Origin of the sequence: Clostridium sp. Marseille-Q2269 (assembly GCF_943736985.1) — a bacterium.
In the GTDB taxonomy this organism is placed as follows: Bacteria; Bacillota; Clostridia; order Clostridiales; family Clostridiaceae; genus Clostridium_F.
Genome location: NZ_CALSFS010000001.1, coordinates 386,788 through 411,394, shown reverse-complemented (window position 1 = coordinate 411,394; position 24,607 = coordinate 386,788). Strand labels below are relative to the sequence as shown.

Sequence of the window (24,607 nt, the reverse complement as noted above, 5' to 3'; positions counted from 1 at the left end):
GAAGTGTTATATGAGGGGGGATAGTTTGAATATTTTAGAAATGGATGATGTTACAATAGAAACAGAAAATGGTAAAATAAATTTAGTTGAGAAGGCTAATTTGGAAGTGGAAAAGGGAAAGATTACTTGTATAGTAGGAGAAAGTGGAAGTGGAAAAACCATGACAGCTATGTCTATAATAAGAATGCTTCCAAAAGGAGTTAGAGTAAAAACAGGAGAGATTTTATTTAATGGGGAAAATATTTTTCACTTTTCTAAGGATAAATTAAGAGCTTTTAGAGGAAAGAAAGTTTTTTCTATATTTCAGAATTCTATAAATTGTTTTAATCCTTCTATAATTATGGAGAAACAAATATATAATATGGTATCTAGCCATTATAAAATAGATAAGGAAATTTTTAGAGATAAACTTATTAATATAATGCATCATATTAATTTAAAGAATCCTGAAGTTATATTAAAGCAATACCCTTTTCAGCTAAGTGGAGGCATGCTTCAAAGAATGATGATTGCAGCAGCTATAATTATGGAGTCAGATATGATAATAGCTGATGAACCAACTACTGCCTTAGATTTAACATCGCAAAAGGATATATTAAATCAATTAAAAATAATAAAACGAGAATTAAATACTACTATATTAATGATAACTCATGATTTTGGAGTAGTAGCAGAAATTGCAGATAATGTGGTAATTATGCATAATGGAAAGATCATAGAAAAAGGCAATGTATATGATGTATTTGACAATCCAAAACAACAGTATACTAAAACTTTGATAAATGCTACTTTTAAAAGAGAGGTAATTTCTATATGTTAGAAGTTTCTAATGTAGTAAAAAGTTATAATAGGAAATTAAGTTTATTTAAAAAAAATAAATTAGATTTTAAGGCTGTAGACAATGTATCATTTACCTTAAAAGAAGGAGAAATTATAGGACTTGTGGGAGAATCAGGGTGTGGTAAAAGTACTCTAGGGAGACTTATTTTAAGACTTGAAAATGTTACAGAAGGCTCAATAAAATATAAGGGGAAAGACATATGGAGTTTTAAAGGGAAAGATTTAAAAAGTTTCAGGCATGAATGTCAAATAATATTTCAAGATACATATTGTTCATTAAATCCTAATATTAAAATAATGGATTCACTTATGGAACCATTATATAATTATTTCCCCAATATGTGTAAAGAAAATAAAATAGCTAAAATAGAAAATATTATAGGATTTGCTAGGTTAAGTAGAGGTATATTAGAAAAATATTCTTCATCTATAAGTGGGGGAGAAAGACAAAGAATAAACATATGTAGAGCATTACTTTTAGAGCCTAAGCTTTTAATTTGTGATGAGATAATATCTAGTTTAGACGTGTGTACTCAAGCATTTATAATGTCTATGATAAAAGAACTTAGAGAAAAAAGTAATACAGGTATATTGTTTATATCGCATGATATAAGTGCTGTGGATTATCTTTGCGATAAGATTATTGTAATGGAATCTGGAAGGATAATAGAAATCATAGAAAATAAAAAATTAGGATTATATTCATATAAGAAAGATTATACTGAAACACTTATATCTTCAGTACCTATAAATCATCCATCAAAAAGAGCAAAAACTATTTTAAAATAAATAATCATGTTAATAATATGGCCATTTAATACAGAATTTTAAATTTAATTAGAGTTTGCTTTAAGTAAGAATAAGTGTATCAATATTTTAATTAGAGTATTGATTGTTTTACCCCATAATTTGTTGATTAATATTGTTAAATAGAAAGCAAATATCTAATATTAAATAGTCATATTTAAATAGTTGAATATAGATTTATATTCAACTCCAGGCTGTTGATAAACATACTTTATCAGCAGTCTTTTTATATTTATACAAAAAGTTTCATTATTATTTTATTATAATGTTTACCATAAATTAAAATTTTATATATAATATACTAACAAAAAAAGTATACAATAAAAATTAGATTTATATATTAATTGATTAAATAATTCATATATAATATATAAATCTAATAATACAGTGTTTAATTTCATTATTGGATTCATAAATATTTGGGAGGAGTTTGTATGACTAAAGGTATAAGGATTCTAATAGTTTTTATATTAGTAAGTATGATAGTATTTTCTTGTACCTATAACATTGTTGACGATAGAAAAGAGTCGGAGAAAGTGGTTAGAGACTATATAAACCTACTATACACAGTTAAGCCTAAGAAAAAAACTAATAGAAATATGACTTTAGAACAAGTATATACCAAAGATGTTTTTGGAAATCTGATGACGGAAAGTGCTTATCATAATTTATGGAAAGATCAGATTCCATTAGTATTGTCACTTATAGTTAATACAAACGACTATTGTGTAAATGTAAATAAGATAAATGTGAATAATTATCGTAAAAATAATGATGGAACAGCTACTTATGATTATAACGTTCAGTTAAAAATATTTTCTTATTTAAACAAAAACCATAAAGAAAAAAAAATAAATGGTAAAATAACCCTAAAAAAAATTAGATTTAAATGGAAAGTTTTAAAGGATAGACAGTTTAACCTAGAGAATATTATTTTAGAAAAATAGATCTAACCATTAATTACTATTAAATAAATTATTAAGAATATCAAATAATATTATAAAGATTATATATGTATAATATTATTAATTTATAGAAAAGAGGCTATCGCATCAAAGAATTTAAGCACAATATATTGTTTTACAAGTTTAAAGTTAACACAATATATTGTAGAATTTGTTCTTAATGCGACAGCTCCTTTTATAAAGGGGATCTTAAAATTATAAGATTATATTGTCTTGTATCTTTTGGGGGAGTATACAAGAGTGATATATAATATTAATAAATAATTATTATTTATTAATATTATATACTGAGCAACTCAAAATGTCAATAAATTAAAACTAACTTTATTTAATTTTTTTTAATATCATAACTATAAGTAAAGTAAGAACAGAAATAAGAGCAGTTATTCCTCCAGGAGCGCAATCTAGATAATAGGATAAAAATAAGGCTGATACTACATCAAGTATGCTTATTAATATGGATAAAAATAATGTGCTTTTAAATCCTTTTTTTAATTGTAGAGCAGTAGCTACTGGGAGAGCTATTAAAGAACTTAATACTAAAACTCCAACTATTCTAATAGATACAGATATGGTAGCGGCTACTAAAATAGAAAAAATGTAATTTATAAGTTTGACTTTTATATTAGCTACTTTAGCTCCTTCTTCATCAAAAGCTATATATAAAAGTTCATTATGTAATAAAATTAAAGTAAGGCAAGATATTATGCTTAATATAAATACAGTTAAAAGTTCATATTTTGATACTGTAAGAATACTTCCAAATAGAAAAGAATTTATATTACCAGAAGCCCTACCTGAACTTACTAAAGTTATAGCAATACCTACACTTAAAGAAAGCACTATAGATAAAATAAGTTCTGCATATTTTTTATAATAATTTCTTAAAAATTCTATAAAAACTCCTGCTACAGAAGTAAATATAAAGGAACTTAATATAGGATTTTGACCTAGAGATAATCCTATAGCTATACCTGCCAGTGAACTATGAGCTAAGGTATCTCCAATCATTGAATATCTTCTAAGAACTAAATATATGCCTATACTAGGACATAGTATGGATATAAATATAGAAATAATTAAAGCTGTTTGCATGAAAGTGTAATTTAACATTACATCACCTCTTTTAGTTGTATGTATTGATCTTTAGTATAAAGTTTTCCAATGCCATCTGTAATTTTAAATAAATGACTAGAATTAGAAAGCGCTGCAGAAATATTATGTTCCACGGATAAAACAGTTAGATTATGGCAATTATTTAGATGGCTTATTATTTTATATATTTCACTTTGACTATTTACATCTATGCCAGTAGAAGGTTCATCTAATATTAAAAGTTCTGGTTCTCCCATTAAAGCTCTAGCAATAAATATTTTTTGCCTTTCACCTCCAGATAGATTACCTATAAGACAATGTTTATAATCATTCATTTTTACGATATTTAAGGATCTATTTATAGAATTAGAATCTTGTATTTTTAATACTTTTTTATGACATTTAAGCACCTCTTCTACAGTTATAGGAAAATCAGAATTAAAGTTTTCATATTTTTGAGGTACATATCCTATTTTACTATTTTTTAAATTTATGCTTCCTGAAGTAGGGGTTAAAAAACCAAGTATCAATTTTAACAATGTGCTTTTACCAGAACCATTAGAACCTAGAATGGAAACATATTGACCTCTTTCTATATTAAGATTTATATCTTGTAATATGTAAGGTTTTTTCTTAGTATAAGAAAAACACAAATTATTTATTTCTATCATGTTTTACCTCCTGAATGTTTTTAATAAATAACATATTTATTTTAACAATTATTTATGTTATATTAGTAAATGAATTTAATTTTCGTTTTCAATTAATATTGACAGTTTAATAATATACGTTTATATTATACATATAAATGCAAATGCTTTGCAACAACTTCAAGAAAAATATTAATAATAATTATGTAAAGATAATTATTTAAAATAAGGAGTGATAATGTGAAAAAAATTTTAAGCTTTGTTTTAATTCTATCCAATTTAATATTTTTTACTGCTTGTTCAACTCAAAATAAAGAAAGTTTTTCATCAAAAGATAAAAAACTTAAAGTTGTAGTTTCTTTTAATCCACTTAAAGAATATGTGAAGGCCATAGGAAAAGATAAAGTAGAAATAAAATCCATAATACCTGAAGGGGCAGAACCACACGATTTTGAGCCTAAAATAAAAGATATGGAAGCTTTAAGTAATGCCAATATATTCGTATACAATGGTATGGGTATGGAGTCTTGGGTAGATAAGACTTTGAAGAATATAGACAATAAAGATTTAGTTGTAGTAGAATCTTCTAAGAATGTTGAACCTATAAAAAACAAGGATGATGAAGAAATAAAAGAGCATGGTCAATATGATCCTCATACTTGGTTGAGCGTAAAGTCTGCTGTAAAACAATCAGAAGTTATAAAAGACGCTTTGATTAAGGTAGATCCTAAAAACAAAAATTATTATGAAACTAATTATAAGGATTTTAAAGATAATTTAGAAAAATTATATAGTGAATATAAAAATAAGTTTCAAAGTGTAAAATCTAATCATTTTGTAACAGGTCATGCAGCTTTTGGTTATTTATGTAGAGATTTCAACTTGGAACAAAATAGTGTAGAAAATGTTTTTGCAGAAGGCGAACCAACTACTAAAAAGATGAAGGAACTAATAGATTATTGCAAAAAAAATAAAATAAAAACAGTATTTTTAGAAGAAAATGTTAGTGAAGAAGTTTCAAAAACTTTAGCAAAGGAAGTAGGAGCTAAAGTAGAAAAAATATATACTTTAACAAGTTCAACTGGAAATAAAGGATACATAGAAGCAGTGAAATATAATCTAGAAAAAATATATGAAAGTTTAAAATAACATAATATATATTGGCAAATAAATAAAAAAGTCTTTCTTGTAAAAATATTTTAACATCTATTACCTTAAGGATAAGATGATTTAACAAGAATGACTTTTTTATTTATTTAATATTTTCTTTTGATATCGTAGTATTCTTTTCAATAGCATCAATAGATAATTCCTCTGCAAAAGAATCTTCCTCTTCTAATCTTTTGTCACGAGCTGAAAATAAGTATTTTTTTATAAAGAATATGCCAGCTAAAGATAGAACTCCTAAAAATATCTCCATGGCAGTAGAGCCATAAACTAACATTTTTCTAGCTACTGCATAAAGCATTACTTCTACTACACTATTTGGAGTATGTCTTACTAACATCAGTGCTAATTCTAATGCTATTACTAATAGTAAAAGATGAGATAAAAATTTTTGAAACATATCGTAAGATAGTACTGCATCTAAGGTGAAAATTTGTACTATAAAGCTTATGAGATCTTTAGAACTTAGTAACACAGAAATAACCATAAATATAGCTAGTAAGGTTTCCAAATACATAACATATGATACTATCTTAGATTTTAAATTTTTTAATTTAATATTATTAGATTTTTTCACTATTATATCAACATCCTTAATAATCAAATTTTTTAATAATTTATGAAAATAGTAAAGTGGTTTTAAATAACTTATATAAATTATAATATATAAATGTATAGGTTATCAATAGAAAAAGCAATAAAATATAAGGAATTAAATTAATTTAAAGAAATTAATAAACATTATTTTATGAGGCAAAATATAACATGTATATATAAATTACAAGATAAATTGGAGGTATTCTTATGAAGAGAGGCTCTATAGAGAGAAATTTTAGGAAAATAAAAAATTCTTATACTCATATAGAAGATGTAGTAAGGCATTCAAAACTTAATAGTTTATGGGAGCAAGAATCCTCTATTAGAAAAAAAATTAAGATTTTAGAATCAATGAAGGATGAAAATATAAAAGATTTTAATGAAGTTTATAATAATTATTTGGAGCTACTAGATAATATATCTAAAAGATTAGTAGAATATTATAATAAAAAGCACAATACTAATTTTGATTTTGGAGAAATCATAAAAAATAATAGAAAGAATTATTTAAAATCTGGCATAATAAGTGTTCTTATAACTAATCATATTCCTTCTATGATATTTAAAGAATTTGATAGAATATTCCCTAAAAATCCTAAAGATGAATATAAAAACGTTAGACATATGAATAGGAAATTTTATCTTCATTTAGGAGAGACTAATACGGGAAAAACTTATAATGCCATGGAAAGGCTGAAAAAAAGTAAGAAAGGTGTATACTTATCGCCTTTAAGAATACTTGCTTTAGAGAATTTTGAGAAATTAAACAAGGAAGGGATATTGTGTAATCTTTTAACTGGAGAAGAAGAAATAAAAAAAGAAGGAGCATCACATTTATGTTGTACTATAGAAAAATTAAATATTGATAAAGAATACGATGTAGCTATTATAGATGAAATACAAATGATAGATGATGACCAAAGGGGAAGTGCTTGGACTAGAGCTATATTAGCATTAAAGTGCAAGGAGATACATGTTTGTGGAGCACTAAATACAAAAGAATTAATAATAAATATTATAGAAGATTGTGGAGATGAATATAAATTAAAAGAGTACATTAGAAAAATACCTCTTAAAATTGAAGATGAACCATTTAAAATGAAAGATATACAAAAAGGAGATGCATTAGTTACTTTTTCTAAAAAAAGGGTTCTTGAATTAGCAGATTACTATGGAAATTTAGGAGTGAAAAGTAGTGTAATATATGGTAATCTTCCACCAGAAGTTAGAAAAAAACAATATGAAGAGTTTATAAAAGGAGGAACGAATATATTAATAACTACTGATGCTATAGGCATGGGAGTAAACCTTCCAATAAGAAGAATAGTATTTATGGATATTAGGAAGTTTGATGGAAATGATGTAAGATATTTAACTTCTCAAGAGGTTAAACAAATAGGTGGTAGAGCAGGAAGATATGGTATATATGATATAGGTTATGTATCATCTTATAAAAACAATCAAAATTTTGTAAAGGAAATGATGGAAGTATACGATAGAAAAATATATGCGGGTGTAATAGAACCAAGTGAAGCTATATTAAAGGTGAAAAATCTTTCCTTAAGAGAAAAATTAGCTCTTTGGACTACAAGAGAAGAGAAAAGTTTATTATATAGGAAGATGGATATAGGAGAAAAAATTTTAGTGTTAGACAACATAAAAAATTATAAATTGCCAGAAAAGTTTCAGTGGGAACTATTAAAGGTACCTTTTGATGTCACTAATATAAATGTAATGAATACTTTTTTAAACTATGTAGATGAAATATTTATAGGTAATTTTAAAAGTATATCTAAACCGAAACTTAACTCTAATGATTTGTATGATTTGGAGTTATATTATAAAAAAATAAATTTATATTATTCTTTATCAAAAAATTTTAACTTAGATTTTGATGAAAGTTGGGTATATAATGAGAGAATTAAGCTAAGTGCAGAAATAAATAAAGTGCTTAGAAAAAGATTTAATTTTTCAATTTAAAAGAAATCTTATGTAAATAATCATATTTTTTAAGAAGTTGAATATAAATATACAGTTATTTGTAAAAATAAATTTGTAAGATGTTATAAATTAATTTTAAGGAGTACGGGTGTTTATTTATGAGTTATGAGTCCATGACCAGAGAAGAGCTAATAGTTGAGTTAGAAAAGAAAGATAAAATTATTAAGAATATTGCAAAATGCGCTAATACAGATTGTCTAACATCAGTTCTTAATAGAAAAAGAGGATTAGAATATTTATACAAGGAAATAGAATTGGCTAAAATTAACAAAGATAAGCTAACTGTAGGGTTTGCCGATGTGAATAATTTAAAATATGTAAACGACAATTATGGACATATTACAGGAGATTATGTATTGATAACTTTATGTAATATAATAAAGGATAATATAAGAAAGCATGATTTTATATTTAGATATGGTGGGGATGAATTTATAATAGTATTGCCTAATACAAATATAGAACAGAGTAATATGGTATGGAATAGGATAAATCATAAAATAGATGAGATGAGTAAAGAATTTAAATATGAAGTAGGTATGAGCTGTGGTTTCGTAGAATACAATGAATTCTATAATAAATCTCTTAAAGAACTAATTAAAATGGCAGATTATAGAATGTATGAAAGTAAAAGTAAAATCGGATAGAACTAAAATTTTTAGTATGTTATAATATTATATAAGGAGGGGTTGTTTTGAAAAAAGCATTAAATAAAATTTGACAGAAAAATCATAATATAATTAATATAATAAAAATATAAAAAGTACTAAGATAAAAGAATCACTATTGGGTTCTTTTTTTGTTGGCGTTAATTAGTTTCTAATTGTTTAAGTTAATTATAAATGTGGTTAAATAAGGATATATTTATAAATAGTGTCACATAAAACACTACTTTCATATAATGATACCTGAATTATTTAGGAGAAAGAAGGAGATAAAATGACAGGAAAGATAAAAGAACCATTTTATAAAAAAAATTGGTTTTGGGTTATTATTATAATAATTATATGTGGAGTAGCTGGATATGGTGGTAATAAGAATATAAGCATTCCATCTATTAAAAGTTCAATAACAACAGAAGTTAAAAAAGATGATAATAGAAAAGTCACATATGATAAGTTTTCTAAAATAAAGATAGGTTCAACTTATGAGGAAGTAAAGAATATATTGGGAGAAGGTAAAGAGTCAAAATCTTCAGAAGTTGGCAAAATAAAGGAAGTTATATACACTTGGTACAATGAAGATGGTAGCAATATGAATATTACTATTAAAAATAATAAAGTTATAGGTAAGGGTCAAGCTGGGCTTTCAAGTAAAAAAGCAGAAGTAAATATGATAAAATACACAAAAATAAAAAAAGGAATGGACTATAATAAAGTCAAAGAAATATTGGATGATGGACAATTAATATCCATATCTGAAGTTAATGGAATTACCAGATCAGTGTATTTATGGATTAATCCAGATGGAACAAATATGAATGTAACATTTGAAAATGGTAAATCAATTGCAAGAACTCAGCTTGGATTAAAATAAATAATGAAAAAGAGATGCTTAATCTTTAAGTGTCTCTTTTGCTAGTATAAGTCATTAATGAAGTATTATAGTTATAGAAGATATAAAGGTAGAGTAGTTAATGGGGTGAAATAATTTAATACTTCCGAGGAAATAATACTATTTGGAGGTGGTAATAATGGCTAATAAACTTAAAGTAAAAGATAAGGAATATGCAAGATTGGGAATAAGAAAAAATTCAAATGGAGATTTTGAATATATAAATTCAAATGATAAAAATAAGTCAAAATATAAATCAGTTAAAAAAGAGTCTTAGTATAGACTCTTTTTTAATATTCAATGTAAAATATAAGAGAGAATATTTTATACATTAAATTAACCCTAAATCAACTGATAGCAAGATTGGTTCAAAGATTAAATTAGCAAAATGTGAAATAATGTTTAAATTTATTGCATGATAATTTTAATAACTTGTAGTACAATAATAATAAATTATAATGAATATTTTGGAATTATATATTAATTATGATATGTATAGATTACATTAAGAAAAAATATTATATGTAAGGATTGTTTATAAATAAAACCAGGTATGATCTTTATAAGCTTTCAAAAACAAAAGTTTATCAATATTTATAGAAAGAGGTTATATATATGAAAAAAAGAATTGGTACATTATTAATAGCATTTCTTTTAGTTTTTTCAGTACTATTGGTGACAGGTTGCTCAAATAACACTGAAAAAAAAGAGGAAACAAATACCGTAGAAAGTAGTAGTAAAAAAGAAAAGATTAAAATAGCTACTTTAAAGGGACCTACTGGTATGGGAATGGTTAAATTAATTGAAGAAAATAAAGATGATTATGATATTTCTTTATTTGATGCTCCAGATCAATTGGTTTCAAAAATAGTAAGTGGTGAAGTTGATGGGGCAGCTGTTCCATCTAATTTAGCATCTGTTTTATATAATAAAACAAAAGGTAAAGTTCAATTGGTTGGAGTAAACACTTTAGGTGTTTTATCAATTGTAGAGAATGGAAATACTATAAAGAGTATAAAGGATTTAAAAGGACAAACCATTTATGCCACAGGAAAAGGAGCTACACCAGAATTTATTCTAAACTATATATTAAAGAAAAATGGGTTAGATCCAGAAAAAGATGTAAAAATAGAATATAAAGCTCAACATAATGATTTAGCAACTTTAGTGGCTTCAAAAAAAGCTAAAATAGCAGTACTTCCAGAGCCTTTTGTAACAATAGTAAAAACCAAAAATAAGGATTTAAAAGTTCAATTAGATTTGACAAAAGAGTGGAAAAAGCTATCTAATGGAGAGGGGAAATTAACAATGGGAGCGTTAATCTTCAGAAAGGATTTCATAGATAAAAGAGATAAAGATGTAGAAACTTTTATAAATAATTACAAAAAATCTGTACAGTTTGTAAATGATAATAATAAAGAAGCTGGAAAACTTATAGAGAAGAATGGTATAATTCCAAATGCTAAAATAGCAGAAATTGCTATACCTAAATGTAATATAGTATTTATAGATGCTAAGAATTCAAAGAATTCTTTAGAAAAATTCTATAATATTTTAAAAGAAAATGATCCAAAATCCATTGGAGGAAAGCTACCAGATGAAAACTTCTATTATAAGGGAAAATAAGGTTGTTTTAATGTTAATTAGAAAAGTTTTAATAATAATATTTTGGATATTTGTATGGGAGCTTAGCTCCCTTTTTATAAATAATGAAATATTGCTTCCATATCCTAAAGATGTACTTAATACACTAATTATTCTTGTATTAAAAAGATATTTCTGGATAAGTGTGTTTAAAAGCATATCAAGGGTAATTATAGGCATTATGATATCTATAATATTAGGTATTATCTTAGGTTCAATGGCAGGATTAAATGATTTTGCGGAAGAATTCTTAGAGCCACTAGTAACAACTATAAAAGCAACTCCAGTGATGTCTATTATAATAATAGCTTTAGTGTGGTTTAAATCATCTAATGTAGCCATATTTACTAGCATACTTATGTGTTTTCCTATAATATATACTAATATTTTATCAGGAATAAAGTCTGTAGATATAAAATTAATTCACATGGCTAATTTATATAATGTTAAAAATAGATATATATTAACGGAAATTTATTTTCCTTCTATAAAATCTTATATTATATCAGGAATACTTATGTGTTTAGGAATAGGGTGGAAAGTTTGTGTAGCATCAGAAGTTTTAAGTACTCCTAGGTATTCTATAGGACTAAATTTATTAAATGCAAAAGCAACTTTAGCCACAGAACAATTGTTTGCTTGGACTATAGTGGTGGTTTTGCTTAGTCTTATATTTGAAAAAATATTTAAATATTATGCTAGAAAAGTGTTTTAAATTAAAACATAGTATAGCTTTGTAATATTAATTATTATGTATATATTTTACAGTGAAATGTTACATATTATAATTTTCAGTTGGATTGATTTAAATCTAGAATTATTTAGTATGGAGATAAAATTATGAAAAAACATGATGCAATATATGAGATTCAGTTTATAAATGCTTGTAAATCTTATAAAGATAACACAATTTTTAAAAATTTAAATTTAAAAATTGAAAAAAATAAGATAACAGCTATTCTAGCTCCTTCTGGTTATGGTAAGACTACGTTATTAAATATTATGGCAGGGCTGGAACCTTTAGATAGTGGTGAGATTATGATGAAAAAACAGAAAATATCTTATATGTTTCAAGAAGATAGACTATTGCCTTGGGCTACAGTATATGAAAATATAGCTTTTGTGTTAAAGTCAAATACAACTCCAAAATGTATAGGAAAAATTATAGACAAGTATTTAGATTTAGTTAAGTTGAAGGAATATAAATACTATACTTTGGAAAAATTAAGTGGAGGCATGAAAAGAAGAGTAGCTTTAGCTAGAGCCTTTGCTTATAACAGTGAAATTATCATTATGGATGAACCTTTTAAGGGGCTAGATTTAAATCTTAAACACGAAATCATATGTGAATTTTTAAAGATCTGGAAAAAAAACAAAACAACAACTATAATAGTAACCCATGATACAAAGGAAGCTCATAGCATAGCTCATAATGTTTGCTTTTTAGAGGAATATAATACATTATAATTATAAATTAATTTTATAAGCTACATTGTTTTTTAGATTTAATTTTATAGGTATTAGTAAAATCCTTAAAAGAAGATAATATCAAGATTATTATTAGAAAGCTGTACTCAATTAAATGCCCAGGAAATATATGATGAAATTAAAGAATATAGTATAGGAATTGCTACAGTTTATAAAAATGTAAAACTTTTTAAAATACTAGGTATAGTTAAGGAATTTAATATTAACTCTATTAGTTATTACGAAATAAAAATATTTAGTGAAAAACCCTTGCATATACATTTTAAATGTTTAAAATGTAATAGTATAATAGATATTAATAATATTAATTTGAATTTACAATATCTGAACTTAGATAGAAATATAGAACATAGAGAAAACTTACAAATTTATGATATTAATATATTATTTTTAGGGTTATGTAGTAAATGCAAGGAGGAAGACAAATGCCAAGACCAACAAAGTTTAGAAGAGTAGAATTTTTCCCGGAAAATAATTATTTTGTGCCTTGGGGAATACCTAAATGTGAAATACATGAAGTAGTATTAAAAGTTGAAGAATTGGAAGCCATGAGGCTTAAAGACATAGAGGAATTAAATCAAGAACAATGTGCAGAAAGAATGCAAATCTCTCGTCAAACTTTTCAAAATATAATAGATAGTGCTAGAAAAAAAGTGGCTATAGCTTTAACTAATGGAAAAGCTATAAAAATAAGTGGAGGGCATTATACCACTAAGATATGTAAATTAAAATGTATGGACTGTGGAGAAATTTATGAAATAAATTATGAACAAGATAGACATTTATGTCCTAAGTGTGGTTCAGAAAAAGTAATATGTAACAAGAAAGCACATTTTTGTAGAAGATGGTGTAAGGGTCAAAATAGAGAAGATCAATACGAGAAAACTAATAATAAGTAAATAATAATTTGAAAAGCAAGGATTAGCATTTATAAGTTAGTGTTAATCCTTATTATTTATATATTTCACTTGTAAGCTTATAAAATCATATAATGCTATGAGGTGATTTTATGACAGTTTTAAAAAAAGGTGATAGGGGATCAGATGTAAAAAAAATTCAAGCAGTACTTAAAAAAATAGGCTATAATCTAGGAGTAATAGATGGAATATTTGGAAATATAACAGAAGATGCAGTTAAAAGATTTCAACAAAACAATAGATTAATTGTAGATGGAATTGTGGGACCTAAAACTTATGAGGTGTTGAACAAGTTTATGTTAGGATATAATACTTATACTATAAAGCCTGGAGATACTTTATATAATATAGCTAGAAGATACTATACAACTGCAAATAAAATAATTACTGCTAATCCTAATATAAATCCTAATAATCTTATAATAGGTAATAAAATTGTAGTTCCAATAGGTATTAATATAGTAGATACTAATATTGATTATACTTATGAAATTATGGAAAATGATATAAGAGCCTTGAAAGCAAGATATCCTTTTATAGAGGTAGGAGTAGCAGGTAGAAGTGTTCTAGGGAAAAATTTATATTATATAAAATTAGGCAGTGGTCCTAATGAGGTGTTTTATAATGGATCCCACCACGCATTAGAATGGATAACCACACCATTGCTTATGAAATTTATTGAAGATTTTTCTAGAGCTTATAGTGAAAATGGAGAAATAAAAGGGTACAACATAGAAGATATATGGAATAAAAGTAGTATTTATATAATGCCAATGGTAAATCCAGATGGAGTAGATTTAGTTATAAATGGGCTTCAAAGGAATAACCCTTATTATAATGATTTAATAAAATGGAATAATGGAAGTACAAATTTTTCACAGGATTGGGAAGCAAATATAAGAGGCGTAGACTTAAATCATAATTACAATGCTTCTTGGTATGAATCTAAAATGGCAGAAGAATCTTATGGAGTTTATGGTCCAGGGCCTACTAGATATGGGGGCCCTTATCCGCAATCAGAACCTGAAAGTAGAGCTGTAGCTGATTTTACAAGGAAGCATAATTTTAGATTAGTATTAGCGTACCACAGTCAAGGAGAAGTGATATATTGGACATATAGAGACATAGTTCCAAAAGATGCAAGAGAAATAGGTGAATTATTTTCAAAAGTAAGTGGATATGAATTGGAAGAAACTACTGGAATAGCATCATATGCAGGATATAAAGATTGGTTCATATCCCATTATATAAGACCTGGCTATACTATAGAGGTAGGAAAAGGAGAGAATCAATTGCCTATAAGCCAATTTGATGAAATATATAAAGACAATATAGAAATACTTTTATTAGCGCCTATTGTTTAGCAGTCATTAATATGAGCACTATAGAGGAATAGATATTATTATATAGTTTTTTATAATTATCTATTCCTTATGTTTTATTTTAAAAATAATTATAAGGAATATAGATTAAAATATAAGTAGGTAAAGATAATATAAAATACTAATAATTATGATTATTAAAAATAAAATGAAGGAAATATTAAAGATTATAAAAATATATTTTACAATCAAGAACTAGGAGGAATAGCATGTTAGATTTAGTTTTGTTAGGCTGTGGAGGTGGTATGCCAACTCCAGATAGGTTTTTGTCTTCTCTTCTTATAAATTATAGAGGAAGAAAGTTGCTTATAGATTGTGGTGAGGGAACTCAGGTATCTATGAAAATGGTAGGATGGGGATTTAAAACTATAGATATTATATGTATAACTCATGTACATGGAGACCATATAATTGGATTACCTGGTCTTTTAGCTACTATTGGCAATAGTGGTAGAAGAGAGACTTTAACCATTATAGGGCCAGAAGGTATAAAAGAAGTAATAAGTTCTCTTAGAATTATAGTGCCCTATTTACCCTATGATATAAATATAATAGAGAATCCTAAAAATTCATTAAAAATAAAATGGATTAATGACAGTATGGAAGTATTTAAAACACAAAATATTGATAATTTTATAAATAACCATGATTTTAATAAAACTATAGAAAATGAAAATACCTTTAGTAATGAGTATAAAAAGAATGAAGATACATTAGATTATGATATAAAAATCTCTACATTAGAACTAGAACATTCTTGTCCTTGCATAGGATATAGTTTTTATATTAATAGAAAAGCCAAATTTAATTTAGAAAAAGCAGAAAAGAATAACGTGCCTAAATTTCTATGGAGTAAACTGCAAAAAGGAGAAAATTTAATTTATGAGGGGGTAAAATATACTTCTGATATGGTTATGGGAAGAAATCGTAGAGGGATAAAATTAAGCTATATCACAGATACAAGACCTGTAGAATCCATAATAAATTTTATAGAAGATAGCGATTTGTTTATATGTGAAGGAACTTATGGTCATAATGAAGACTTACATAAAGCTATAAAAAATAAACATATGACTTTTATAGAAAGTGCTGATTTAGCTGTTAGAGCTGGAGTAAAAGAACTTATTCTAACACATTTTAGTCCAGCTTTAATGGATCCAGAGAATTTTAAGGAAAATGCTATAAACATTTTCCCTAATACTATAATAGGAAAAGACAGATTTATGAAAACATTATCTTTTATAGAGTAGATTTATGTTGAAACATGATGTATTACATGATAAAATGTTTTTGTTAATATAATTAAAAATTTAATTATATGTGAATGAAGATTATTGGAGATATTTTTATAATAACCGAAGAAGAAAGGAGTGGGAAATGCTAAAATCCTATTCTGAAGCTTTCAGGTTCAATATAATAATCGGACACTACTCTGGAGAGATTGTTTAAATACAGCATCAAAGAAGAAACCTATGTTTTGTTCAATAGGGTAGCTTTCAGATAAAAGGACAGAAGGTAAATTTAGCTTTGTTTGCTATGCAAATAAATAGAATTTATCACTGTTCTTTTGTGCTTTTATGGATAAATATAATACAAAATCTATGAGATCTTAATTAATATATAGCCTACTTAAAAATTCAACTTATATAATGACCTGTTAAAGGGTTACCACATATTATTAAGCAAGTGTTGAAGAGGGGGAAAATCATATGACAAATGCAAAAGAAGAAAAACTACAAAAAAACTTAGGATTATTTGATGCCATAGCTATAGTTATAGGGATGGTTATAGGATCAGGTATATTTTTTAAACCAGCTATTGTCTTTAAAAATGCTGGTTCACCTACCTTAGGTGTAGTAGCTTGGCTAGTTGGTGGAATAATTACTTTAGCTTCTGGCCTTACAGTGGCAGAAATTGCAGCAGCTATTCCTAAAACAGGAGGAATATTTGTTTATATTAAAGAATTATATGGAGAAAAAGCTGCATTCTTATTAGGCTGGGTTCAATCAATTATTTATGTGCCAGGATCAGCAGCAGCTCTAGCTATAATACTTTCTACACAGATTACTAGTTTTATACCTTTAACAGCCACAGAGCAAAAGATTTTAGCCATAGCTTTTATAGTATTTATTATGATTTTAAATATTATATCCACTAAATTAGTAAGTAAAATGCAAGGTATAATGACCATTGCTAAATTAATACCTATAATTGCTATAATAGCTTTAGGATTTATAAAGGGGACAGCAAAAGGAATTACATTAGATATTAGTTCCTCAAGTACTATATCTGGATTTGGAGCAGCTCTTTTAGGAACCTTATGGGCTTATGATGGATGGATAAGTGTAGGCAATATGGCAGGAGAACTTAAAAATCCAAAAGAAGATTTACCAAGATCTATAATAATAGGATTAGGTACTACTATAATAGTATATGTGCTTATAAATTTAGCTCTAATTAAGATAATACCTATGGATGCAATAATAGCCTCTGAAAAGCCAGCTTCAGATGCAGCAGTAGTGCTACTAGGAAGTACAGGAGCAAAAATTATTTCAGCAGGTATATTAATTGCTATATTTGGAGCTTTAAATGGTTACTTGATGACAGGAGTCAGGATACCCTTAGCTATGTCTCAAGACAACATTATACCTTTTAGCAACTTTTTTAGTAGAGTTCATAAAAAATCAGGAACTCCAGTAAATGCATTTATATTTGAAGCAGTATTAGCTTGTTTATATGTACTATCAGGATCTTTTAATATATTAACAGATTTAGTGATGTTCGTATTATGGCTATTCTTTACCATGACAGTAGTAGGTATATTTGTTTTGAGAACTAAATTTAAGCATTTAGAAAGACCTTATAAGGTACCACTGTATCCAATAATACCTCTTATAGGTATAATAGGTAGTGTTTATATAATAATAAGTACGCTAATAACAAATACATTATATGCTATTTGCGGCATAGTAATAACTTTAATAGGAATACCAATATATAACTATATGAAAAAGAAAAATTTAAAAGTATCTAATTCATTGAAGTCTACACTAAATAATCATGATGAAGTATCATAATATAATATTTTTTCAATCATTGTTTTAAATAGTAGATGGGATATTTATAATCAATATATTTTATAAAAATGTAAAATAATATATAATTATATTTTAGTTTTTCGCTATGTTATAATATAGGAAATAGTTGTGCAAGATAAAAAAAAATAGTATCATTAATTTAGATTCTTTTATAAAATATGATTTAAATTAGATTTAGGAGGACAGAAATGGGATTATTTAACGGGTTAATGGGAAATGCCTCAGAGGTTAATGTAGCAGACATAGAGAAAGATTATGAAGATATATTAGCTGATAATGAAAAAGTAGAAAGAGCTTACAAGCTAATTAGAGATATGTTTATTTTTACAAATAAAAGATTAGTTTTAGTAGATAAGCAGGGAATGACAGGTAAGAAAATAGAATATCATTCTATACCATATAAATCTATAACACATTTTAGTATAGAAACTGCAGGAAACTTTGATTTAGATGCAGAACTTAAAATATGGATTTCAGGAACTCAACTACCAATAGAAAAGCAATTTAATAGTAGCTTAAATATATATGAGCTTCAAAGTGTACTGGCTAACTATGTTTTAAAATAATATATAAATTGTTAAGAAGTATTTTAAAATTGAAATAAGAATACAGTTTAAATAAATTTATTCGTATATACAAATGTTTATATTTAAAAAGAAAATGGGACAGTTTATTATAAATTAGTTTTTTAACTGAATTTAATAGACTGTCCCTGTTTAATAAATATTTCTTGTTTTAATTTTTATCCTTTAATTTTCTGTTACGTCCTAATTTCCTTATCTTATGTAAGTTATAACGTTTCCCTTTCTCTTTGGGGCTCTAGCATCACTTACATTTTTATAACCAAAGGCTACTCCAAAATAAGGTTTATATCCATTAGGTATATTTAGTTTTTCAAGGATTTCTTTATTTTCGAAAGCTAATGAAATAAGACCTATCCATAAAGAACCTATGTTTAAGCTTTCAGCAGCAATTAACATATTTTCTATAGCAGCAGAACAATCAACTAGAGGAGAATAATTTCCTTCTTGTCCAGATACTACGATTAAAGTAGGTGCGCCATGAGTTAAATCAAGTTTCTCATTGTTGCCCATATTTCTAAAGTTTTCATTTGGAGAATCTTTAAGTTTTTCTTTAGCAATGTTGCTCATAGTTGTAATTAGCTCTCTGTTTTGGATAACAGTAAAGTTCCAAGATTGATTATTACAACCAGAAGGAGCGTAGATACCAGCTTCTAATATGCATTGAAGTTCTTCTTCTTTTATTTGTTCAGACTTATAACCTCTGGTGCTTCTTCTGTTTTTTATAGTTTCTAATACAGTGTTCATATAAATCCTCCTTAACAAAATGAATTTATTTAATTATAGTTATATTTTATTTTAATCAAATAATAGGTTAAAATAAAATATTCAGTTAAACAAAAGTAATAAAAAACAATATAAAGAGTTAATAAAGTACAAATTAATATAATTTACATTAATTGTAACATAAATTAATATGAATTTTCATTACATGAATAAAAAACTATATAAAAACAAATATATAATTAGTATGCACTTATATATTTAAAATATAAATAATAAGTATGTATCTATTTAATAAAGTTTAAGGTAAAGTTGGGGAGTATTAGAAGTCTATAATATGAAATTGTTGTAAAATCATATCATGTAAAAATACAATAAATAATTTTTATATTAAATATGTACAAAAGAGCTTATATTAGTAAAAACTTTTAAAATAGTTTTTACTAATATAAGGACATATATGTGACAATACATGCTCTTATTTTAAGAATTAATTATTTTTTTCATTAGCTAACATTTCATGGACAATTTTTAAATATCTTTGAGATACTTCTGGACAGGCTTCTAATAGAGAATCTATTACATAATCAATGTTAGTATCATCTATTTTCTTTGCTGTTGTATCTTCATTTATAAGCATATCTATATCATCTAGAGATTTATATATTTTATCTACTACTGGTGATTGCATAACTCGTTCATTTTCTATACAACTATCACTAAAATATAAATTATTATCTTCAATTACAAATTGTCCATAAGAATATTCTTTTTCAAGATTTTTGCCATTTAGATCATTACAAGGATACTTAGTGTGCTCCACATGTTTTATATCCAGTTTGTTTCTGTGTTCATTTCTTGTTAAAACAGTTCTTATTTCTAATTCTAACAATCTTTCTTTTGCTTTTTCAGAAAAAATTTCTCCAAATTCAGAGATAAAGCCTTTCATAGCTATGGTCTTTTTCATGTTATAATTTTTTTTCATTAATACTACTCTCCTTATACTAAACTATTTTTAAGCAAAGATTTGGTGAGCTTTATAAAAGTTTAATAAAAATTGTATATAATATAAAAACCACCTTAATAAAGGTGGCGTGGTATTTGCTATTTATATATTACAAAGTTATATTATAGCTTTATAACATTAGCAGCTTGAGGACCTTTTTGACCTTCTTCTACTTCGAATTCAACCTTTTGTCCTTCTTCAAGGTTTTTTCTTGGTTCATCTCCTTGGATTGCTGAGAAGTGAACGAACACATCTTTTTCACCTTCTACTTCGATAAATCCAAATCCTTTTTCTGAGTTAAACCATTTTACTGTTCCAGTTTTCATTGATTGACCTCCTAGTGTAAAACATTATGCTTTACTAATTAAATTTTATTCTATTATTATAACATATTATTAAGAAATAAACAAACATAAATATTATGTTTATGTACAAAAATATTTTAATCTTTATTATAACACATATATGTGACCTAAAATTACTAATATATAATGCTACTTTTAGTAACTTTATATATAAAATAACAGACTATAGCAGTTAGCAATAACTATAGTCTGTTGTTTATTTATAATATTAAATATATTTATTAAAGAGAATTACTTCTCAAACTCGTCTAAAGACATAAGTCTTAATAAACCATTTCGTAACAAAATAAGTATTACACCAAATACAATTACAACACCGGCTATGAAGCCGAAGATTTCTGTGTATCCCATGGTATCTGTGAACCCTGCAAGTCTGCCAGAAATTAAATTTGAAAAGAAGAAACTTAGATACCATGCGCCCATTGCAAAGGAACCATATTTTGCAGGAGCTAGTTTATTGAACATTGCCATTCCGATTGGGGATAGGAAAAGTTCACCTAATGTCAATAAGAAGTAAGCTACAATAATAAATAGTATATTCATTTGCTTGCTTCCGTCTGTGACACCTCCAAGAGTAGATATACCTAGGATCAAGGTAATAAAGGAAGCTCCAGCTAAGATCAGCCCAAAGCCCATCTTAGTAGGAACAGATAAGTCTCCCTTTTTAGTATTTGAAAGTTTTACCCATATATTTGCAAGTATTGGAGAGAATACCACGCAAAAGATTGCATTAACAGAAGTAAGCCAAGGTACTGGCATTGTAAATCCACCAAATTTTCTGTTTACTAGTTTATCTGCCAATAAAGAAAAGGAGGTGGCAGTTTGATACCAAGCTGACCAGAATATGATTACAAATAGGAACATAACAATCATAGCCTTGATACGATTTTTTTCTATACGTGTTAAAGGAAGGTTTGTGGCTTCTTTTTCAGATTCTGAAGAATCTATCTTAGTTTCAGTTTTTGATACTGGATATTTCCCGATATCTCCTAGCCATTTTGGAGATAAGATTAGGATTAAACCACATACAAATATCATTACAATAGCACACATAAGAAAAATATATTTATAACCATATGCTGCAACTTCCCCGTTAGCGGCTACTTTAGCAAACCATTTATCAGAGATAAATCCTGCAATTATAGGTCCAAAGAAAGAACCAATATTTATGAACATATAGAATATGCTATAAGCAGCATCTTTTTTTGATAACTCATTTTTGCCATAAAGTGAACCAACAAGGGTACTAATTTGACCTTTAAAAAATGCTCCTGCTATAATCAAGACTATAAGTCCCAACCATATACTTCCAATGTTAGGTTTTGCAAAAAACAGAACTAAATATCCGCAGGCAGTTAAAAAAGAACCTAGAGCTAGTGATTTCTGAATTCCTAGCCATTTATCAGTAATATATCCTCCAACAAGAGAGCCCATATAATTAACTCCTTGATATAGGCCGATTATAGAAGCTGCTTTTGTAACGCTTAAGCCTAAACCATTCTTACTAATGTCTGATGTGAAGAATAGTATTAATATGGAGGACACCGCATAACCTGCATAGCTCTGTAGAGCTATAGATATGTTTAATAATGATAAACCAATAGGATGTTTTTGCCTTTTTTCTACCATTATTGAATACCTTCTTTCTATTATTGGTTAGGGTTATAAAGTATTTTTACAACCTAGGGCTAAGAAATATTTCTAGTATACTCTTTTAACCATTCTTTTTCATTCTCATCTAGATATGGTGATATAGTGTCATATACAGATGTATGATATTCATCTAACCATTGTTTTTCTTCTATAGTCATAAGATCAGGATTTATTGCGTCTAAATCTATAGGCACATAGCTAATTGGTTCAAAGTACATGAATTGGCCGTATTCATTTTTTGTGCCTTTACATACAAGAAGTTCATTTTCAATACGAATTCCATGTGAGCCTTCAATATATATACCAGGTTCGTCAGTAATAATCATTCCTTCTTCAAAAGGATGAGTTTCGTTTGCTCGGTATTGCCATCTAAATCCAGTTGGTGCTTCATGGATGTTCATTAAATATCCTACACCATGGCCTGTACCATGATTAAAGTTTAAGTCTCTATTCCAGAATGGAGCACGTGCAAGGATATCCAAGTTCATTCCATTACAGCCATAAAGGAATCTGGCATGAGCAAGGTGAAGATTACTATTAACAGTCATAGTAAAATGATCCTTCATTATCTGTGGTACTTCTCCTAATGCATAAGTTCTTGTAATATCTGTAGAACCTTCATAAAAACCAGCACCTGTATCTGTTAAGAATAAAGAACCTTCTTTTAGTTCTATATCTGTTTCAGGAGTTGGGGCATAGTGTACTATAGCTGCATGCTCACCAAATGAAGAAATAGGTTCAAAACTTGGGCGAATAAATCCTCCTTGTTGTGCTCGGAATTCATCTAGTTTATTAGAAGCACTTATTTCTGTGATAACTTCTTTACCTATACTATGTTTAAGCCAGTACATAAATTTAGTATGAGCTACTCCGTCTTTTATTTGAGCTTTTTTAATATTCTTAATTTCAATTGGATTCTTAATAGCTTTAAATAGAACAGATGGATTTCGTTTTTCTACTTTTTTCACATCTTTTGGAATATTATTATATAATGCATAATTCATTCTAGCTGGATCAACTAAAACAATATCAGAAGTTTTAAGTTTTTTTACTGCTTCATATATTTCATTATATGGATGTATAAATGACACACCATTTTTCTTAAGAGTTGATTTGATATTATCACTTAATTTATCTTCATTTATAAATAGATGAACTTCATCCATTGTAATAATAAGGTAGCTCAAAATTAGTGGGAAAAATTCGATATCGTTTCCACGAATATTAAGAATCCAAGCAATATCATCTAGAGATGTAATAACATGTGCGTTTGTACCTGCAGCCATCATTGCTTCTCTAACACGTTTTAATTTAGAAGAAGTAGATTCTCCAGTGTATTTTATATCAAGTTCAAATGCTGGCTCCTCAGAAAGTGGTGAGCGATGTTCCCATATATCATTAATTAGATCACAGTCATAGTTGATATTGGCATTTTTTCTTGATAATATTTTTTCATAAGTTTGTCCATCTACCATAGAAATAACCCGACCATCAAATCCAAGAGTTCCTTTATCAGGAAGTGTGTTTGTTATATATTCTTCTACTGTTGGAACTCCAGGTTCTCCCATTTTAAATAATTCTACAGTAGTTCCTTTTAATTGATTTTCAGCTTGTATAAAATACCTGCCATCTGTCCAAAGACCTGCATGATTTTGGGTTATAACTGCAGTTCCTGCAGAACCAGAAAAACCAGTAATATACTTTCTAGCTTTGAAATGTTCCCCTACGTATTCACTCTGATGAAAATCAGCAGTAGGTACGATGTACATATCAATATTTTTTTCTGCCATTAAACCCCTTAATTTTGTAATTCTTTCAGATACTTTCATTATGTTAGTCCCCTTTCAATTAGTATTAATTCTAGTAAAATTATAGCATAAAATAAAAAGAAAAATAACAATGAATGTAATAAATAGAAAATAAATAAATAATTACATAAGTATACGGACATTGAAGTTCATGATAGTTGATAAGTAAAATTATTATACGTAGTGTGAAACTATAAGATATATAGCAACAAAATTTTTAAATTGTATGGGTACAGTTGAAAAAATATTAATTTTAGTATAACTTA

The 24,607-nt window shown here is 26.7% G+C and carries 25 protein-coding genes and 1 riboswitch; of the genes, 17 read left to right on the top strand and 8 right to left on the bottom strand.

Annotated elements, in window-relative coordinates; genetic code table 11:
• Nucleotides 1-25: 25 nt before the first annotated feature.
• The 3 genes from NGI68_RS01785 to NGI68_RS01775 all read left to right on the top strand — a co-directional run bounded on the left by NGI68_RS01785 (nucleotide 26) and on the right by NGI68_RS01775 (nucleotide 2,594).
• Nucleotides 26-820, top strand: coding sequence for an ABC transporter ATP-binding protein (locus NGI68_RS01785; RefSeq protein WP_251859768.1), 795 nt, complete (start codon nucleotides 26-28; stop codon nucleotides 818-820).
• Nucleotides 814-1,629, top strand: a complete 816-nt coding sequence (locus NGI68_RS01780; protein ID WP_251859767.1) for an ABC transporter ATP-binding protein — start codon at nucleotides 814-816, stop codon at nucleotides 1,627-1,629. The genes NGI68_RS01785 and NGI68_RS01780 overlap by 7 nt, the downstream gene beginning before the upstream one ends.
• Nucleotides 1,630-2,081: 452 nt before the next feature.
• Nucleotides 2,082-2,594, top strand: a complete 513-nt coding sequence (locus tag NGI68_RS01775) for a hypothetical protein (protein ID WP_251859766.1) — start codon at nucleotides 2,082-2,084, stop codon at nucleotides 2,592-2,594.
• Nucleotides 2,595-2,936: 342 nt separating this feature from the next.
• On the opposite strand, the gene NGI68_RS01770 is transcribed toward NGI68_RS01775, so the two are convergent.
• Together NGI68_RS01770 and NGI68_RS01765 are read right to left on the bottom strand one after the other, a co-directional pair.
• Nucleotides 2,937-3,725, bottom strand: coding sequence for a metal ABC transporter permease (locus NGI68_RS01770; protein WP_251859765.1), 789 nt, complete (start codon nucleotides 3,723-3,725; stop codon nucleotides 2,937-2,939).
• On the bottom strand, nucleotides 3,725-4,378 hold the full coding sequence (locus NGI68_RS01765) for a metal ABC transporter ATP-binding protein (protein WP_251859764.1): 654 nt from the start codon (nucleotides 4,376-4,378) through the stop codon (nucleotides 3,725-3,727). Before NGI68_RS01765 ends, NGI68_RS01770 begins: the two co-directional genes overlap by 1 nt.
• Before the next feature lie 219 nt (nucleotides 4,379-4,597).
• On the opposite strand from NGI68_RS01765, the gene NGI68_RS01760 reads away from it, so the two are divergent.
• On the top strand, nucleotides 4,598-5,506 hold the full coding sequence (locus NGI68_RS01760) for a metal ABC transporter substrate-binding protein (RefSeq protein WP_251859763.1): 909 nt from the start codon (nucleotides 4,598-4,600) through the stop codon (nucleotides 5,504-5,506).
• A gap of 103 nt (nucleotides 5,507-5,609) precedes the next feature.
• Here the strand turns inward: NGI68_RS01760 and NGI68_RS01755 are convergent, their stop codons facing one another.
• Nucleotides 5,610-6,101: a hypothetical protein gene (locus NGI68_RS01755; protein WP_251859762.1), complete on the bottom strand. Its 492-nt coding sequence runs from the start codon at nucleotides 6,099-6,101 to the stop codon at nucleotides 5,610-5,612.
• 227 nt (nucleotides 6,102-6,328) lie between these two features.
• Here NGI68_RS01755 and NGI68_RS01750 point away from each other — a divergent pair, with 227 nt between their 5' ends.
• The 13 genes from NGI68_RS01750 (at nucleotide 6,329) to NGI68_RS01690 (ending at nucleotide 18,771) form a co-directional block, all read left to right on the top strand.
• Nucleotides 6,329-8,101, top strand: coding sequence for a helicase-related protein (locus NGI68_RS01750; RefSeq protein WP_251859761.1), 1,773 nt, complete (start codon nucleotides 6,329-6,331; stop codon nucleotides 8,099-8,101).
• A gap of 119 nt (nucleotides 8,102-8,220) precedes the next feature.
• On the top strand, nucleotides 8,221-8,769 hold the full coding sequence (locus NGI68_RS01745) for a GGDEF domain-containing protein (protein WP_251859760.1): 549 nt from the start codon (nucleotides 8,221-8,223) through the stop codon (nucleotides 8,767-8,769).
• A 292-nt stretch (nucleotides 8,770-9,061) separates the two neighbouring features.
• On the top strand, nucleotides 9,062-9,658 hold the full coding sequence (locus NGI68_RS01740; protein ID WP_251859759.1) for a DUF3862 domain-containing protein: 597 nt from the start codon (nucleotides 9,062-9,064) through the stop codon (nucleotides 9,656-9,658).
• A 157-nt stretch (nucleotides 9,659-9,815) separates the two neighbouring features.
• Nucleotides 9,816-9,953, top strand: a complete 138-nt coding sequence (locus NGI68_RS01735; RefSeq protein WP_251859758.1) for a hypothetical protein — start codon at nucleotides 9,816-9,818, stop codon at nucleotides 9,951-9,953.
• A gap of 338 nt (nucleotides 9,954-10,291) precedes the next feature.
• Nucleotides 10,292-11,302, top strand: a complete 1,011-nt coding sequence (locus tag NGI68_RS01730) for an ABC transporter substrate-binding protein (protein WP_251859757.1) — start codon at nucleotides 10,292-10,294, stop codon at nucleotides 11,300-11,302.
• Nucleotides 11,274-12,035 (top strand): ABC transporter permease, encoded by a 762-nt coding sequence (locus NGI68_RS01725; RefSeq protein WP_251859756.1) that lies wholly within the window; start codon nucleotides 11,274-11,276, stop codon nucleotides 12,033-12,035. The genes NGI68_RS01730 and NGI68_RS01725 overlap by 29 nt, the downstream gene beginning before the upstream one ends.
• Before the next feature lie 125 nt (nucleotides 12,036-12,160).
• Nucleotides 12,161-12,787 (top strand): ABC transporter ATP-binding protein, encoded by a 627-nt coding sequence (locus NGI68_RS01720; protein WP_251859755.1) that lies wholly within the window; start codon nucleotides 12,161-12,163, stop codon nucleotides 12,785-12,787.
• Nucleotides 12,788-12,862: 75 nt separating this feature from the next.
• On the top strand, nucleotides 12,863-13,264 hold the full coding sequence (locus NGI68_RS01715; RefSeq protein ID WP_353505347.1) for a Fur family transcriptional regulator: 402 nt from the start codon (nucleotides 12,863-12,865) through the stop codon (nucleotides 13,262-13,264).
• On the top strand, nucleotides 13,234-13,707 hold the full coding sequence (locus tag NGI68_RS01710) for a DUF134 domain-containing protein (protein ID WP_251859754.1): 474 nt from the start codon (nucleotides 13,234-13,236) through the stop codon (nucleotides 13,705-13,707). Before NGI68_RS01715 ends, NGI68_RS01710 begins: the two co-directional genes overlap by 31 nt.
• A gap of 110 nt (nucleotides 13,708-13,817) precedes the next feature.
• Entirely contained in the window at nucleotides 13,818-15,089 is a 1,272-nt protein-coding gene (locus tag NGI68_RS01705) for a M14 family metallopeptidase (RefSeq protein ID WP_251859753.1), read from the top strand.
• A 227-nt stretch (nucleotides 15,090-15,316) separates the two neighbouring features.
• Complete coding sequence (locus NGI68_RS01700; RefSeq protein ID WP_251859752.1) at nucleotides 15,317-16,357, top strand: ribonuclease Z; 1,041 nt, start codon at nucleotides 15,317-15,319, stop codon at nucleotides 16,355-16,357.
• Between the two features lie 172 nt (nucleotides 16,358-16,529).
• Nucleotides 16,530-16,629: riboswitch (glycine riboswitch) on the top strand.
• Between the two features lie 187 nt (nucleotides 16,630-16,816).
• Entirely contained in the window at nucleotides 16,817-18,184 is a 1,368-nt protein-coding gene (locus NGI68_RS01695) for an APC family permease (RefSeq protein WP_251859751.1), read from the top strand.
• Nucleotides 18,185-18,393: 209 nt separating this feature from the next.
• Nucleotides 18,394-18,771, top strand: coding sequence for a PH domain-containing protein (locus NGI68_RS01690; RefSeq protein WP_251859750.1), 378 nt, complete (start codon nucleotides 18,394-18,396; stop codon nucleotides 18,769-18,771).
• Nucleotides 18,772-18,981: 210 nt separating this feature from the next.
• On the opposite strand, the gene NGI68_RS01685 is transcribed toward NGI68_RS01690, so the two are convergent.
• The 5 genes from NGI68_RS01685 to NGI68_RS01665 all read right to left on the bottom strand — a co-directional run bounded on the left by NGI68_RS01685 (nucleotide 18,982) and on the right by NGI68_RS01665 (nucleotide 24,362).
• Nucleotides 18,982-19,533, bottom strand: a complete 552-nt coding sequence (locus NGI68_RS01685) for a nitroreductase family protein (protein WP_251859749.1) — start codon at nucleotides 19,531-19,533, stop codon at nucleotides 18,982-18,984.
• A gap of 466 nt (nucleotides 19,534-19,999) precedes the next feature.
• Complete coding sequence (locus NGI68_RS01680; RefSeq protein ID WP_251859748.1) at nucleotides 20,000-20,494, bottom strand: hypothetical protein; 495 nt, start codon at nucleotides 20,492-20,494, stop codon at nucleotides 20,000-20,002.
• A 143-nt stretch (nucleotides 20,495-20,637) separates the two neighbouring features.
• Nucleotides 20,638-20,841, bottom strand: a complete 204-nt coding sequence (locus NGI68_RS01675; RefSeq protein WP_003362301.1) for a cold-shock protein — start codon at nucleotides 20,839-20,841, stop codon at nucleotides 20,638-20,640.
• Between the two features lie 270 nt (nucleotides 20,842-21,111).
• The gene (locus NGI68_RS01670) at nucleotides 21,112-22,509 is read right to left on the bottom strand and encodes a peptide MFS transporter (protein WP_251859747.1); all 1,398 of its coding nucleotides are present in this window, start codon (nucleotides 22,507-22,509) and stop codon (nucleotides 21,112-21,114) included.
• A 59-nt stretch (nucleotides 22,510-22,568) separates the two neighbouring features.
• Complete coding sequence (locus NGI68_RS01665) at nucleotides 22,569-24,362, bottom strand: aminopeptidase P family N-terminal domain-containing protein (RefSeq protein ID WP_251859746.1); 1,794 nt, start codon at nucleotides 24,360-24,362, stop codon at nucleotides 22,569-22,571.
• Nucleotides 24,363-24,607: the final 245 nt, after the last annotated feature.